This is a genomic window from Cypionkella sp. (assembly GCF_036782355.1).
Taxonomy (GTDB): domain Bacteria; phylum Pseudomonadota; class Alphaproteobacteria; order Rhodobacterales; family Rhodobacteraceae; genus Cypionkella.
The window spans coordinates 79,670-94,668 of sequence record NZ_DAIPZF010000003.1 but is presented as its reverse complement, the minus strand read 5'-3'; the positions used below and the strand labels follow the sequence as shown (position 1 = coordinate 94,668).

The window sequence follows — 14,999 nt, the reverse complement described above, 5'->3', positions numbered from 1 at the left end:
CAGGCGAAGAAGCGCGCGGCCTAAGCTGCCGCGAAAAGGAAGACCGACATGAACAGCCCGACACCTTCGAATTTGAAATCGACCGCAGCCCTGCCCAAGGTGGTGCGCGCAAAGGGCAGCTATCTTTGGGATGCCGAGGGGCGGCAGTATATTGACGGCTCGGGCGGGCCAGCGGTCTATTGTCTGGGCCATGCCAATGAAGAGGTCAACGCGGCGGTCATGGCGCAGATGGGCGCGATTGCGCATGGCTATCGCTATAACTTCACCACCGATGCGCTAGAGGAATTGACCGAGATCATCCGCAGCCATTGTGGCGGCACGCTGCGCGAGATGGTCTATGTCACCGGAGGCTCAGAGGCAGTGGAAAGCTGTCTGAAGATCGCCTTGCAGTATCAAACCGCGATTGGGCAGAAATCGCGGCGCAGGTTCATCTCGCGGCAGCGGTCTTGGCATGGCAACACGCTGGGTGCGCTGGGGGTTTCGGGCTTTGAAGAGCGCACCCGCGCCTATGAGGGGGCCTTTATCCCCTCGATCAAACTCTCGCCCGCCAATGACTATCGCCCGATTGCAGGCCAAGGCACATTGGCCGAACGCGGCGCAGCCGAGCTTGAGGCCGCCATTCTTGCCGCTGGGCCAGAGACGATTGCCGCCTTTATCTTTGAACCCGTGGTTGGGGCGGCGGGAGGCTGTGTGCCTGCACCAGAAGGCTATGCAGCGCTGGTGCGCGCGGTCTGCGACCGTCACGGCGTCTTGATGATTGCAGACGAGGTGATGTGTGGCGCGGGCCGCACCGGCCCATGGCGGGCGCTGGCGCATGATGGCGTTGAACCCGATCTGATGTCGGTCGCCAAGGGTCTGGCGGCGGGCTATATGCCGCTGGGGGCTGCGATTTGCACCACCAAGGTGTGGCAGGCCATTTGCGCCGTCGATGGCGCCTTTGGCACCGGACACACCTTTACCGGCCATACCGCAGCCTGTGCGGCAGGCGTCGCCGTGCAGCGGATCGTCGCGCGTGAAGGGCTTTTGGCGCGGGTCACCGCACAGGGGCCGCAGCTGATGGCCGATTGGGCCACCGCTTTGGCGGGGGTCGAGGCGGTGGGCGATATTCGCGGCCGTGGCCATTTCATCGCCGCCGAACTGGTTGCCGACCCTGTCACCAAGACCCCCTTCCCCGCCGAGCGCAAGCTGTTCATGAAGGTGCGCGCGCAAGCGATGGCAAATGGGCTGATCTGCTATCCGGTGGGCGGCAATGTCGATGGCACCAACGGCGATATCGTGATCCTTGCCCCGCCCTATAATGCCACCCAGGCCGAGCTGGACGAGATCATCGACAAGGCCGCAACCTCGATCAAACAGGTGCTGCGGGCCGAAGGTTTGGCATAAGGAAAAGGGGCACAGGGAACGGAATCTTTAGGAATCAGCGCTAAAGCTTTGCAAAAGCCAGACTGGAATTGCAAAGGAATGCGATGCGCCTGACCCAGCCCGCCCTCTGCCCCGATCCGCCGCAGTGGCGCGATAATATTCCCACCTCGATGGGTTATGCCGAGATTGTGCATCGCGCCTATGCGGGCGAAAACCTGACGCAGCTGACCGCCGATTTGGTGTCGCAGGTCACTGGCCCCATGGTGGATGCGGGCGCGCTACTTGATCTTTCGACCGTATTGCATCTGCAAGGCGGCGCGCTGGCGGCCGAGGGGGCGGTGATGCAGGCCCATGCTTTGCAGATCAGCCGCAGCTTTCAGATCCTGCATGGCAGCGGTCTGGGGCCGCGGATTCTGGCCTTTGTTACTGCGGGCGACTTCATGGCCAATACGCCGTTGGATTTTCTGCTGCGCGGGTCAGATGCAGTGCTGATCTTGCACTTTGTCGATGCCAATCTTTTTGCGTTGCATGATCTTCCGCCTCATGACCTGGCCTTTGTCGCCATTGGTGAAAGCCCCGAAAACGCGATGATTTTGCAGAAACTGGGCCAGCTGTTAAAGAATTGGGGCGGCCCAATTTTCAACAACGCAACCGAGGTGATTGCCAGCCTAAGCCGCGATTCTGTCAGCGCGGTTCTGGCGGCGGAAGCTTCGATCTATGCACCGCCAACGCTGCGGATGTCGCAGCGTGATCTGGTGGCGCAGGTGATGGGCGAAGACCGCGCGGCTTTGAAGTTTCCACTGCTGCTGCGCCCGATTGGCAGCCATGCAGGCGCAGGTCTGTGCAAGATCGACACCCTTAGCGCTTTGGCGGCGTGGCTACGCCACTCTGACGATGCCGAAGTCTATCTCGCCCCCTTTGTCGATTATCGCGGTGCGGATGGATTTTACAGCAAGGCGCGCGTGGTACAGGTTTGCGGCAAACCTTTTGCAAGCCATCTGGCGCGGTCGCAAAACTGGATGGTGCATTACCTGAACGCCGATATGGCGGCAAATCCAGACCGCCGATCGGCAGAGGCCGATTGGATGGCGCATTTCGACCAAGACTTTGCCCAGCGCCACGCAGAGGCCTTTGCTGCGCTGCACCGGATCTTTGGCCTTGATTATTTCGGCATTGATTGCGCCGAACTGCCCGATGGCAGACTTTTGATTTTCGAGGTGGATGTAGCGATGATCGTGCACGACATGGATGACGAAACCATCTTCCCCTATAAAAAACCCGCGATGCAAAAGCTGTTTGCGGGGTTTCTACAAGCGGTCACCGCGGCCTGCCGCTAAGAAAAAACCCCGCCGGTTCGGGCGGGGTTTTTGACAGTTCAGCCTTTTTTCAGGCAGCGCTGGCCCAGCACTTCGGCGATTTGCACCGCGTTCAGCGCAGCGCCCTTGCGCAGGTTGTCAGAGACGCACCACAGGTTGATGCCGTTATCAATCGTGCTGTCCTGACGGATGCGGCTGATATAGGTGGCATAATCGCCAACGCATTCGATCGGCGTGATGTAGCCGCCGTTTTCGCGCTTATCGATCACCATGATGCCGGGGGCTTCGCGCAGAATGTCGCGGGCCTCGTGTTCATCCAGGAACTCTTCAAACTCGATATTGATCGATTCCGAATGGCCGACAAACACCGGAACCCGCACGCAGGTCGCAGTGATCTTGATCGACTTGTCCAAGATCTTTTTGGTCTCGGCGACCATCTTCCATTCTTCTTTGGTCGAACCATCGTCCAAGAACACGTCGATATGCGGAATCACGTTGAAGGCGATTTGCTTGGTAAACTTGACCGGTGGCTTGCTGTCGGTCGGGTTGTAGATCGACTTGGTCTGATCCCAAAGCTCGTCGATACCCTCTTTGCCAGCGCCCGAAACCGACTGATAGGTCGAGACGACAACGCGCTTGATGCGGGCGCGGTCATGCAGCGGCTTCAGCGCCACAACCATCTGCGCGGTCGAGCAGTTGGGGTTGGCGATGATCATTTTCTTGGTATAACCGTAGATCGCATCGGCATTCACCTCTGGCACGATCAAAGGCACATCGGCGTCATAGCGGTAAAGCGACGAGTTATCGATGACAACGCAGCCCGCAGCCGCAGCCTTGGGGGCGTAAATCTTGGTGGCATCCGACCCCACGGCGAACAAAGCAATGTCCCAGCCGGTGAAATCAAAGGTGTCAAGATCCTTGGTCTTCAGGGTCTTATCGCCAAAGCTGATCTCAGTGCCCAGCGATTTTCGTGACGCCAAAGCGACGATTTCATCAACTGGGAACTCGCGCTCGGCGAGGATATTCAGCATTTCGCGGCCCACGTTACCCGTGGCACCCGCGACGACGACCTTATAGCCCATCGGGGTTCTCCTATAATTGTCTTTGACCATCAAAGACGAGGCGCTGTTAGCGCAAGGCGCAGCCCGTGGAAAGCGGATTCGGCGCGCCACCGCCCGCAATCAGTCGGTGCGATCCTTTGACCACAGATAGGCGGTCAGACCCAAAGCAACAAGGCCCGCATAGGCCAGCATGATGCCGATATAGGGCACATTCGGCGGCGCAGGGGTCAGGGCGGCGTGCAGATGCCCGGTCGCATATTGCATCACCCCCGTGGTGCCGATGCCAAAGAGGTTAATCAGCGTCACGCCCCGCCCGGTCAGATGCGCCGGTAAAAACGCCCGCCCATGCGCCATGACCATCGGAAACGAGGCGCCAAACAGCCCAATCGCGGGCAAAAGCAGCATCGGCTGGGTTTCAGGAAAGGCGGCAATGGTCAGCAAACAGGCCAAGACAATGGCATTTCCGCCAAAAATCAGCCCCTTACGGGTGCCAAAGATCCGCTCAAGCGGGCCATAGGCGAAATTGCCCGCAACCATCGCCAAGCCCATCACCAAAGTCACCCGCCCAATCTCTGCGCGATCTGCGTCGAAGACATCGCTCAGATAGGGCCCCGCCCAAAGCCCGCGCAGACCCGCAGCCGGCGCATAGCAGGCCGCCATCATCAGAAAAATCGGCCAAAGTGCTGGCATTCGCAACAGATCCAACACCGAACCTTTGTGCCCGGTTTGGCTGCGCGCAGGGTCGCGCACAAAGATCAGCACGGCAAGGGCGGTCAGCAGGGTCAGCGCCGCCAAGACCCAGATCGTGCCGCGCCAGCCCAACAGATCGACCGCCGCCGACAAAGGCAACGAGGCCGCGATATTGCCCAGCGAGCCGATGCCAATCACCATCCCCGCCAAAGTGCCAAAAGCGCTTGGCGGGTAAAGCCGTGCAAACAGGAAATAGGCCGCCATCAGCACTGGCGCACAGCCCGCCCCGATCAGCACCATCGCATAGACAATCGCATTTGGCCCGGTCGCCGAGGCAAAAATCGCCGCCCCCACCGCCCCCACCGCCAAAAGGCCCGAGGTGGTAAGCCTTGGCCCAATCCGGTCCAGCGCGGCCCCCACCGGCAGCTGCATCAGCGCAAAGGCCAAGAACCAATAGCCCGAAGCCGTCGCCAAAATCTCGGGCGTGGCCCCCAGATCGCTGGCCAAAACCGGGCTGAGCACCGCCAAAAAGGCGCGGTAGAATTGGCTTAAGACATAGCCTGCGATCAGGGCAATCAATCCGGCCTTCATGCGGCTTGCCCCATCAGCGGCTTTTCGCGGATCGGCAGATGCACCAGCGCCGAAAACGCGCCGACGCCAACGCCGATCCACCAAACCGTGGTATAGCCGCCGGTCAGATCATAAAGCTTACCCCCCAGCCAAACCCCGAAAAAGCTGCCGATCTGGTGGCTTAGAAACACAAAGCCATAAAGCGTGCCCATATAGCGCAGCCCGTAGATATGCGCGACCAGACCCGAGGTCAGCGGCACCGTCGCCAGCCACAAAGCCCCCATGCTCAGCGAAAACGCCAGCACGGTAAAGGGCGTCATCGGCAGCAGAATAAAGGTGGCGGCAATCACCGTGCGCGCAGCATAAATCCCCGCCAGCAGGTATTTCTTGGAATAGCGCTTGCCCAGCCAGCCCGCGTAAATGCTGCCGCCGATATTGGCCAAACCAATCACCGAAATCGCAATCGCCCCCAGCGCCGAGGTCGAGGTGATGCCAATCCCCGCAAGCAAGCCATTGGCCGAAATCGGGCCGCATTTTTCCGTCACAAAGGCAGGAAAATGCGCGGTCAGAAACGCAAGCTGATAGCCGCAAGAGAAAAAGCCCAGAAAAATCATCGTGTAAGACGGGTCTTTGAAGGCGCGCTTCAGCACGGTGCCCAGCGATTCCTCAAGCTCTTGTTTGCTGGCCACGCTTGGGCTGCGCAGAAACGGCAGGGCGGCGAGGGCGGCAATAATCACTACCGCAAAGATCAAAAAGGTGGTTTGCCACGGGTAAACCGCCAGCAGCCCCTCGGCCACAGGCGCGCCGAACACTTGGCCCGCAGAGCCCGCCGCCGTGGCAATGCCCAGCGCAAGACTGCGGTTCTCGGCACTGGCCGCACGCCCGACAATGGCCAGAATAACCCCAAACCCGGTGCCCGCGATGCCAAAGCCAACCAAGATTTCCAACAGCTGCATCTGCGCCGGCGTATGGGCAAAAGCCGTCAGCGCCAGACCAGATGCATACAAAAACGCCCCCGCAACAATCGCGCGGCGGTCCCCCAACCGCTCGGCAATCGCGCCAAAAATCGGCTGACCAAAGCCCCAAGCAAGGTTCTGAATCGCAATCGCAAGCGAGAAATCCGAGCGGGCCCAGTTAAACTCGGTCGCAATCGGGATCTGAAACACCCCAAAGCTTGCACGAATGGCAAAGTTGAACATCAAGATCACACAGCCGGCGATCAAAACCGGGGTGAAAATCGCGACTTTTTGGGTGGATGTCATGGCAAGCTCCTGCAACGCGACAGGGTTAGCGGAAGCCTTGACCCGCACAAAGCGCTAAATTGTGTCTGTTACAAACGAAGCCCCTTTGCAGCGCGCCCAAAGCGCTTTAAATTCGCGAAAACAGCTAGGGAGCAGGCGATGACAGAATGGTGGCGCGGGTCGGTGACCTATCAGATTTATCCCCGCTCGTTTCAGGATGACAACGGCGATGGCGTCGGCGATTTGGCGGGCATCACCCGCAGGCTTGACCATATCGCGGCCTTGGGCTGCGATGCGATTTGGCTTTCGCCGTTCTTTACCTCGCCGATGTTGGATATGGGCTATGATGTTGCCGATTACACCGATGTCGATCCGGTCTTTGGCACTTTGGCCGATTTCGACGCGCTGATCGCCCGTGCGCATGGCTTGGGGCTGAAGGTGATCATTGATCAGGTGATGAATCATTCGTCCGACAAGCACCCCTTCTTTGAACAAAGCCGCAAAGATCGCAGCAACGACAAGGCCGATTGGTATATCTGGGCCGATCCACGCCATGACGGCACGCCGCCTAACAACTGGCTGTCGATCTTTGGCGGCCCGGCTTGGCAATGGGATGCGCGGCGCAAGCAATATTACATGCACAGCTTTTTAGCCCAGCAGCCCGAGTTCAACTTTCGCAATCCGGCGGTGCTTGACTATATGGAAAGCGTGCTGCGGTTTTGGTTGGATCGCGGCGTCGATGGCTTTCGCTTTGATACCGTGAACTTTTTCTACAAAGACGGCATGCTGCGCGACGATCCCGCCGATTTCCGCAACAAATCCGAAGCCCCCGGCAACCCCTACGAAATGCAGTATCACCTGTTTTCCAAGAACCAACCCGAGAACCTGCTGTGGCTGGAACGCATCCGCGCCGTGCTTGACAGCTATGACGATCGCACCTCGGTGGGCGAGGTCGGGGAATCGCATCACGGCATTCAGATCATGGGGCAATATACCGCGCCGGGGCGGCTGCATCAGTGCTATTCCTTCGAGATGTTTGGCAGCGACTATTCGGCAGGGCTGTTCCGCCGCAAGATCGAAGAGTTCTTCACCGGCGCGCCGAATGGCTGGCCGATGTGGGCGTTTTCAAACCATGATGTGGTGCGGCAAACCTCGCGTTGGGTGAAATATGGTATCAGCCAAGACGCCTTGGCAGCCCAAGCCGGGGCCTTGCTGCTGTCGTTCCAAGGCTCGATCTGCCTTTGGCAGGGCGAGGAATTGGGCCAGACCGACACCGTTTTGACGCTGGACGAGCTGACCGATCCGCAGGGCATCACCTTTTGGCCCGAACCCATCGGCCGCGACAACACCCGCACGCCGATGGTTTGGGACGGCTCGGCGCAGGGCGGATTTACCAGCGGCACGCCTTGGCTGCCGGTGAAAGCGCCACAGCTTGCGCGCAATGTGGCAGCGCAGGCGGGCGTTGCGGGCTCGGTGCTGGAAAGCTATCGCGCGATGCTGGCGTTTCGGCGGCAAACCGAAGCGCTACGCCTTGGCGCGACGCGGTTTTTTGATCTGCCCGAACCAATCTTGGCCTTTGCGCGCGGCGAAGATCTGCTTTGCGTCTTTAACCTTTCGCCCACTGCGCTGGAGATCAACGCTTTGGGGTTGGGCGCAGCCATTGGCCCCTCGGCGGGGGTGGTGCATTCGGACGGCAAGCTCCAGCTTGGCCCGAATGCCTATGGTTTCTTCACCGGCGCAAGCAGCGCTGTCTTAGGGTAGCTTTTGCCAAAGAACGCCGGCGGCAGGAATGATCTTGCCGCCCCACTCGACCTCTACCGCATTGTAATTGAACAAGAACTGATGCGTTTCGGTATCGCGGCGGCGCAGCCCCTCGGGCAGCGGATCGGTTTCGATGCCCGCCTTTTGGCACAGCTGCTGCAAGATCCGCGACAGCGCGGCCTCATCGGGCCAACCGGCCAAATACTGCAATCCCCGCGCCGCAATCAGCGCCGGCCAGCCATCGGTTGTGGTTTCCAGCACCTGCGCCGAGGTCTCGATCTTTTCGCGCCAATGCAGGAAATTGCCGCCAAGGGTTAACGGCACTGGCACATCTGGCGGCAGGCTTTCCACCCGCGCCACGGTCGCCTTTAGATTCGGCAGATTGGGCGGCAGCGGCAAAGGAATCGCGAAATCTGCGGTCTTGGAATTGCTGCGCGGGCCGATCAGGCTTTGGCCCTGATGCACCGCCAAAGCCGCAAGCAAGGGTTGCGACATCGTCGCGACCCCCGGAGCCAGCACAATCGGATAGGCCGACAGATCGGCGGTATCGGGCGGCAAAATATCAACATTCAACCCCAGCCTGCGCAAACCCCGATAGGTTTCAAACACTTGGCGGAAATAGCTGTAATCGCGGCCCTGCGGCTGCGTCTCCCAAGCCCAGGCCGAGGCATAGTCAAACACCAGCCCCACTTGGGCGCGGGCGGTGCCGACATCGGGCATCTGCGCCAGTTCTTGGGCGACCTGCCCGGCCTCGTGATAGGCGGGGGCGGCGACGGAATCGGGGCGCAACATGCCCGCGTGCATCTGTTCTTGCGCAAAGGGCGCTTGTCGCCAGCGGAAATAGCACACCGCCTCGGCACCATGGGCAAAGGCCTCCCAAGCCCAAAGCCGCGCCATGCCGGGCAAGGGGTCGGGGTTCCACGGCGCCCAGTTCACGGGGCCCGGCTGCTGCTCCATCACCCACCAGCGGCCACGGCCAACGGCGCGATAAAGGTCGTGGTGAAAGGCCTGAAAATCAGGATCGCCTTGGCGCACAAAGCGGTGCTTATGCGCGGGCGTCGCGGCCAGCCTGTCGGACAAAAACCCCAGCGGATAGGCATCCCAAGCGGCAATATCCAGATCGGCGCCCACATCAAAATGATCGAAATCGGTGATCTGGCCCATGTAGTTATGGCTGATCGGCGCTGTGCTATGTTTGCGCAAAATCTCGACCTGCAAGCGGTTAAAGCTGACGACCTCATCGCTGGCAAAGCGGCGATGCGCCATCACATGCGCGGGGTTTGCTTCGGTCACGGTCAGGTTTGGCAGCGCAATCTCGTCAAAGCTGGCATAATCCATCGACCAGAACACATTGCCCCAAGCACGGTTAAGCGCCTGAGGTGATTGGTATTTCTGCGCGCACCAGTCACGAAAGGCCTGCGTGGCCGCCTGCGAATACGACAGCACCGTGTCATGGCAGGCATATTCATTATCGGTCTGCCACGCCGCAACATGGCGGTTCTTGCCATAGCGTTCCGCCATCGCGGTGACGATGCGCGCGCATTCAGCACGATAGGGGCGGTGGCTAAAGCAATAGTGCCGGCGCGAGCCAAAGCCGCGCGGCTTGCCGTCACGGTCCAGCGCGATCATATCGGGATATTTGTTCAGCATCCAACGCGGCGGCGTCGCGGTCGGCGTGCCCAGCACCACCTTCAGCCCCGCAGCCCCCAGCGTTTCAATCGCGCGGTCCAGCCAGCCCCAATCATAGCTTCCCTCGACAGGCTCCATCAGCCCCCAGGCAAATTCACCGATCCGCACCCAAGTCAGCCCAAGTGCCGCCATCCGCGCGGCGTCTTCGGCCCATTGTGCTTCGGGCCAATGTTCGGGGTAATAGCAGACGCCAAGGCTTCGTTTCATAATATGACCTGATGTTCGGTTTGACCTAAAGCTATGCTGTCACTGCAAAAAACTTTGCCCGCGTCGGGATGCGCGGCAAGTTGATCTGGCGACATGCCTTGGCGCGCGGTGGTGCAAAACAGCCGCTCGCCGGCAAAGGCGGGGCAAGAGCTGTGCGGCGCGCCGATCGCAACCGCGCGCAAAAAGCGGCCATCGGGGCCATAGGCCGCCACCCGCCCCGCGCCCCATTGCGCCAGCCACAACACCCCCGCCGCATCGACAACCGCACCGTCTGGGTGCAGCCCCTCGGCGCGAAGATCCAAAAACACCTTTGGCGCGGCACTGGGCCAGCCATTGGCATCCAGCGCGACCTTCATCACACAAGAGGTCACCGTATCGCAGAAATGCGCAAAATCGCCCTGCGGTGGAAAGCAGATCGCATTTGGAATCGTCAGATCGGCGTAAATCTGGCGGACCTCGCCGCGATAATAGCGGTAGATCGCGCCCTGCCCCGGCTGGGCTTGCTTGCCCATGGTGCCAAACCAAAACCCGCCCAAAGGATCGGCGCGACCATCGTTTGACCTTGTGTCTGGGCGGTCAGCCTCGACCGCGCGATAGGGTGTCAGCACGCCGGTTTCGATATCAAACAGCGACAGCCCGTCTTCGCCTGCGATCAGCAAGCGGTCATGGTCGATCCAGCCTGCGGCCGAAACCATCTGGGCAAAGCCCCAGTCACGCGGGCCGTTTGCATCAACGGACAGCAGCTTGCGGTTCAGAATATCAAACCAAAACAACTGCTTGCGCAGCGGATGCCACAAAGGGCCTTCGCCCAGATCACAGGGGCGGGCATCAAAGATCATAGCGCTGCATCATAGGCTGCGACGATTGTGCGGGCGCGGGCGGCAACCTCGGCTGCACTCAGGCCGGGGGTGTAAAGCGCGGTTCCAATGCCAAAGCCGGTGGCGCCCGCCTTGATCCATTCGGCAAAGTTGCTGGCCCCGGCACCGCCGACGGCAAAAACCTCGCAGGTTTTTGGCAGCACGGCGCGGATCGCCTTGACGCCCTCGGGGCCGATCAGCGTGGCGGGAAAAATTTTCAGCCCATCCGCGCCCGCTTGCAGGGCCGCGAAACATTCGGTTGGCGTCATCACCCCCGGCCAGCTTTGCAGGCCCGCGGCCTTGGTGGCGGCAATAACCGCAGGGTCGCAATTGGGCGAGACGATCAGCTTGCCACCGGCAGTGGCGACATCAGCGACGTTTTGCAGCGTCAGCACCGTGCCCGCCCCGATCAGCGCGTGGCCGCCAAAGGCCTGCGCCATGGCGGCAATCGTCACCAAAGGTTCGGGCGAGTTCAGCGGCACCTCGATGCGGTCGATGCCCGCATCAATCAGGGCCTCGCAAATCGGCAGGGCTTCGGCTGTGGTGATACCGCGAAGAATGGCAATCAAAGGGCGGGACATGGATCAGACCTTTACAAAAGGCCGCGCGCAAGCGCGAGACCAGAGAGGGTGCAAGCGGTGGCATCAAGGGTTTCAGGCTGCAAGCCTTGGGCGGCCAGCGCGCGGGCATAGGGGCTGCAAAGCTGGGACGCGCCGATCAGAACCACCCGCTGGCCCAGCCAATAGGGTTTGGCCGCCGCAAGTTCGATGCCGATCAACAGGCCAGACAGCCGCGCAAAGGCAAGCTCTGGCGACAGGTTTTCCAGCAAAGCCTCGGCGCGCAGGCTGAACAGCCGCGCGGCAATCTTTTCGGGCCGCGACAGCGCTTGCGACAGCGCTGCGTCAAAGGCGGCATCGTCCCAGCCTTCGGCGATACCGTGGCGCAGAACCGAGTGTTGCCGCAGCAGCGCAAAAATCTCGCCGGTCATAAAGCTTTGAAAACTTACCACTTCGCCAGCCGAGACATGCACCCATTTGCTATGGGTGCCAGGCAGGCACAGGATACCGTCAAAATCACGCAACAGTGTCAGCGCCCCGGCAATCTGGGTTTCTTCGCCGCGCATCACATCGGCAGGCGCGGTTTGCTTTAGCCCCGAAACCAGACGCACACGCAGACGCGGGTCTTGGGTTGGCACCGCAATCAGCTGCCCCGCGGCCACCGGCGCGCAAGGCACCGCGCGATAGGGGGCCTCTCGCCAGCCTTGCCGCGCGCCGACCATGCCGCAGGCAATCACCGGCATCGACCCCGCGCCCAACCAAGGCGCAATCAGGCCCAACAGCGCAGGTTCAAAATCGGCAGGGGCAAGCTGGCCCATGCCCAGCGCAGCGCTGGCCTCGGCCTGCACGCCATCAGGCCCCATCGCCCAAGCCCGCAGGTTCGAGGTGCCCCAATCAACAGCGATCCAATCCGGTTTCATCACAGTGCAGCTTCCAGCCTTATTGCCGCCCAAGGGGCCATGGTTTCGCGCGCAACGCAAGCGGATTGGCGCTAAACTCTGCCGCTGTCTTCGTCTGCAAACCGCTTTTCGCCGCGCGCCCGTGCCAGATCCAACTGCCGCTGACGCTCGCGAAAGCGGTCACGGTCCGATTGCGAATATTCGCCAACGCAGTGCGGACAGCAGGCGCCGCGCTCGTAAGACGGATGCTGCTTATCCGCCGCCGAGATTGGTCTGCGGCAGGCGTGGCAGCTGTCGTAATCGCCCGGCACCAGCCCGTGGCCCACAGAAACACGGCCATCAAAGACATAGCATTCGCCCTGCCATTTTGACGCCTCGGCCGGCACCTCTTCCAGATATTTCAGAATGCCGCCCTTCAGGTGGTAAACCTCGTTCACCCCCTGCCCCAACAAAAAGTTGGTGGATTTTTCGCAGCGAATGCCGCCGGTGCAAAACATCGCCACCCGCTTGCCGCGAAAGGCCTCGCGGTTGTCTTCCCACCATTTGGGAAACTCGCGAAAGGTTCGGATGTCAGGATCAACCGCGCCTTCAAAGGTGCCGATGCCCACCTCGTAATCGTTGCGGGTGTCGATCAAGACCACATCGGGCTGATTGATCAGATCGTTCCAATCGCTGGGCGCAACATAGGACCCCACGCGCGCGATTGGGTCAACATTGGGCTGGCCCATGGTGACGATCTCGCGCTTAAGCTTGACCTTCATGCGGCTAAAGGGCGGCGTTTCGGCAAAGGATTCCTTATGCTCTAGCGCCGCACAGCCTGGCAGGCTGCGCAAATGCAAAAGCACCGCGTCAACGCCGTCGCGGCTGCCCGCGATGGTGCCATTCACCCCTTCTTGCGCCATCAAAAGCGAGCCCTTGACGCCATGCTGCGCGCAAAGCGCCATCAACGGCGGGCGCAACGCGTCGGGGTCGTCAAAGCGGGTAAAGTGATAAAGGGCGGCGACGATGATCATGGCATATCTTTACTGCGCAGCAGCGCTTGGGGCAAGTTACGGAAGAAAGGCGGCATCTTCGGCGGCATAGTCGAAGGCGTCATAGCCATAGGCCGCAAAGGCGGGGAAATCAATTTCCCAAGTTGCCGACCGGCTGGCAAGCCAAGCGGTATAGTCGGGCATCAGGCTTTCATAGCTTGGCCCGCCGTCCCATCCCAAGCCCCTTGCCCGCGCGGTAGACAGCCGCACCGGGTTTTCGCAGCTGAACGGGGTATAGCCCACCTGCCACTCGGCCTCGGGCAGATCATCGGCGGAAATCAGGTCGGCTTGGTGGCCCATCGCCTCGAACACCGCATGGCCGATCTGCGCCACGGTCAGCGGTTGCGGGTCTGCCACATTAAACAGCCCACAATGCCCGCCTTCAAAGCAAAACGCCGCCAGCGAGGCGATGCCCGCAGCCGAGCTGGTGTGAAACACATTGCGGCCCTGATCGACCAAGGGCACGCGGGCGCGGCCATCCAAGGCGCGTTTGACAAACCACCACTCGCGCGGGTGGCGCGCGCCGATGCCGTAAATCGCCCCCGCCCGCAGGATCGTGGTTTTGCTGTGCAGCAGCGCCAGCTCCATCGCGACCTTGCCCGAGGAATAGCCATCGCCTGCCGCCACCGTCATCTGCGCTTCAGTGATCAGCCGCGGAAAACGCGGAAATCCGGTCTCGCCCGAGGATTCAAGGCTGCGGCCCTGCGCATCTGCATAGACCGAAGCGGTCGAGATCACGCAAAACTGCCCGACATCGCTGGCGGCTTGCAGCAGATCTGCGGCCTCGCTGGCATCCATCGCCATCGGGTCAAACACCGCGTCATAGCCGCCGCCGGCCTGAATGGTGGCCGCGCGCGAAGCCGCCATCGGCACCGCGCGGGCCAAGGGTGCCAGCGCATCCGGCACATCGCGCCCCGCACGGGTGACCGCATCCACCTGCCAGCCGCGTTCGGCCAGCAAAGGCACCAAAGCCCGCGCCATCTGCCCCGAGGCCCCAAAGACCAAAGCCTTGCTCATGCTTGCACTTTCCGTTGACCCGCTGCAGTGCGACCCTTACGCAATATCTGTGTAAGATTAAAGGAGATCGCCATGCGCGCAGCCGATGAAGCCCTGATCGTGATCGACGTTCAGAACGATTTCTGCCCCAATGGCGCTTTGGCCGTGGCCGAGGGCGATGCGATCATCCCGCAGATCAACGCGCTGATGCCTGATTTTGCCTGCGTGGTGCTGACGCAAGACTGGCATCCGGCCAATCACAGCTCTTTTGCCGATATGCATGCGGGGGCTGAGGCCTTTGGCCTGATCGAGATGCCCTATGGCCCACAAGTGCTTTGGCCGCGCCACTGCGTGCAGGGCAGCGTGGGCGCGGCCTTTCACCCCGATCTGCAAACCGACCCCGCGCAGCTGACCCTGCGCAAAGGCTTTCGCAGCGGCATCGACAGCTATTCGGCGTTTTTTGAAAATGACCATAAAACCCCGACCGGACTGGAAGGTTATCTGCGTGCGCGCGGCATCGCCAAGCTGACGCTGGTTGGTCTTGCCACCGATTTTTGCGTTGCCTATTCCGCGCTGGATGCCGCGGCCTTGGGCTTTGACGTCACAGTTCTGGCCAGCGCCTGCCGCGCGATTGACCTGAATGGATCTTTGGCCGCGCGCAAGCAGGCCTGTCTTGAGGCTGGGGTAAACTGGATCGAGTAAGCTTTGGCAGCAAACTTACCAGTGGTTAATAAATAGCCGCTAGGCTGAGGCTTAGGTGAC

The 14,999-nt window shown here is 60.9% G+C and carries 13 protein-coding genes; 4 read left to right on the top strand and 9 right to left on the bottom strand.

The window, feature by feature from the left end; all coding sequences use genetic code 11:
* Positions 1–48 precede the first annotated feature (48 nt).
* On the top strand, positions 49–1,383 hold the full coding sequence (locus tag V7Q10_RS02265; protein WP_333867408.1) for an aminotransferase family protein: 1,335 nt from the start codon (positions 49–51) through the stop codon (positions 1,381–1,383).
* An 83-nt stretch (positions 1,384–1,466) separates the two neighbouring features.
* Entirely contained in the window at positions 1,467–2,699 is a 1,233-nt protein-coding gene (locus V7Q10_RS02260; RefSeq protein WP_333867407.1) for an ATP-grasp domain-containing protein, read from the top strand.
* 38 nt (positions 2,700–2,737) lie between these two features.
* Here the strand turns inward: V7Q10_RS02260 and V7Q10_RS02255 are convergent, their stop codons facing one another.
* From V7Q10_RS02255 to V7Q10_RS02245, 3 genes are all read right to left on the bottom strand, one after another.
* A complete protein-coding gene (locus V7Q10_RS02255; RefSeq protein WP_333867406.1) occupies positions 2,738–3,760 on the bottom strand; it encodes an aspartate-semialdehyde dehydrogenase in 1,023 nt (340 codons plus the stop codon).
* A gap of 99 nt (positions 3,761–3,859) precedes the next feature.
* Positions 3,860–5,020, bottom strand: coding sequence for an MFS transporter (locus V7Q10_RS02250; RefSeq protein WP_333867405.1), 1,161 nt, complete (start codon positions 5,018–5,020; stop codon positions 3,860–3,862).
* Positions 5,017–6,261, bottom strand: coding sequence for an MFS transporter (locus V7Q10_RS02245; protein WP_333867404.1), 1,245 nt, complete (start codon positions 6,259–6,261; stop codon positions 5,017–5,019). Before V7Q10_RS02245 ends, V7Q10_RS02250 begins: the two co-directional genes overlap by 4 nt.
* 138 nt (positions 6,262–6,399) lie before the next feature.
* Between V7Q10_RS02245 and V7Q10_RS02240 the strand changes: the two genes are divergently transcribed.
* Positions 6,400–8,001 (top strand): alpha-glucosidase, encoded by a 1,602-nt coding sequence (locus V7Q10_RS02240; protein ID WP_333867403.1) that lies wholly within the window; start codon positions 6,400–6,402, stop codon positions 7,999–8,001.
* Here V7Q10_RS02240 and V7Q10_RS02235 read toward each other — a convergent pair.
* The 6 genes from V7Q10_RS02235 to V7Q10_RS02210 all read right to left on the bottom strand — a co-directional run bounded on the left by V7Q10_RS02235 (position 7,993) and on the right by V7Q10_RS02210 (position 14,258).
* Positions 7,993–9,897, bottom strand: coding sequence for a beta-galactosidase (locus V7Q10_RS02235; protein ID WP_333867402.1), 1,905 nt, complete (start codon positions 9,895–9,897; stop codon positions 7,993–7,995). The two genes, V7Q10_RS02240 and V7Q10_RS02235, sit on opposite strands and share 9 nt — an antisense overlap.
* Positions 9,894–10,736, bottom strand: coding sequence for an SMP-30/gluconolactonase/LRE family protein (locus V7Q10_RS02230; RefSeq protein WP_333867401.1), 843 nt, complete (start codon positions 10,734–10,736; stop codon positions 9,894–9,896). Before V7Q10_RS02230 ends, V7Q10_RS02235 begins: the two co-directional genes overlap by 4 nt.
* Complete coding sequence (locus V7Q10_RS02225; protein ID WP_333867400.1) at positions 10,733–11,335, bottom strand: 2-dehydro-3-deoxy-6-phosphogalactonate aldolase; 603 nt, start codon at positions 11,333–11,335, stop codon at positions 10,733–10,735. The genes V7Q10_RS02230 and V7Q10_RS02225 overlap by 4 nt, the downstream gene beginning before the upstream one ends.
* A gap of 11 nt (positions 11,336–11,346) precedes the next feature.
* Positions 11,347–12,231 (bottom strand): 2-dehydro-3-deoxygalactonokinase, encoded by an 885-nt coding sequence (locus V7Q10_RS02220; RefSeq protein ID WP_333867399.1) that lies wholly within the window; start codon positions 12,229–12,231, stop codon positions 11,347–11,349.
* Positions 12,232–12,302: 71 nt separating this feature from the next.
* Positions 12,303–13,223, bottom strand: coding sequence for an oxygen-dependent tRNA uridine(34) hydroxylase TrhO (gene trhO, locus V7Q10_RS02215; RefSeq protein WP_333867398.1), 921 nt, complete (start codon positions 13,221–13,223; stop codon positions 12,303–12,305).
* Between the two features lie 36 nt (positions 13,224–13,259).
* Entirely contained in the window at positions 13,260–14,258 is a 999-nt protein-coding gene (locus V7Q10_RS02210) for a hypothetical protein (RefSeq protein ID WP_333867397.1), read from the bottom strand.
* Positions 14,259–14,330: 72 nt separating this feature from the next.
* Between V7Q10_RS02210 and pncA the strand changes: the two genes are divergently transcribed.
* A complete protein-coding gene (pncA, locus tag V7Q10_RS02205) occupies positions 14,331–14,939 on the top strand; it encodes a bifunctional nicotinamidase/pyrazinamidase (RefSeq protein WP_333867396.1) in 609 nt (202 codons plus the stop codon).
* Positions 14,940–14,999 lie beyond the last annotated feature (60 nt).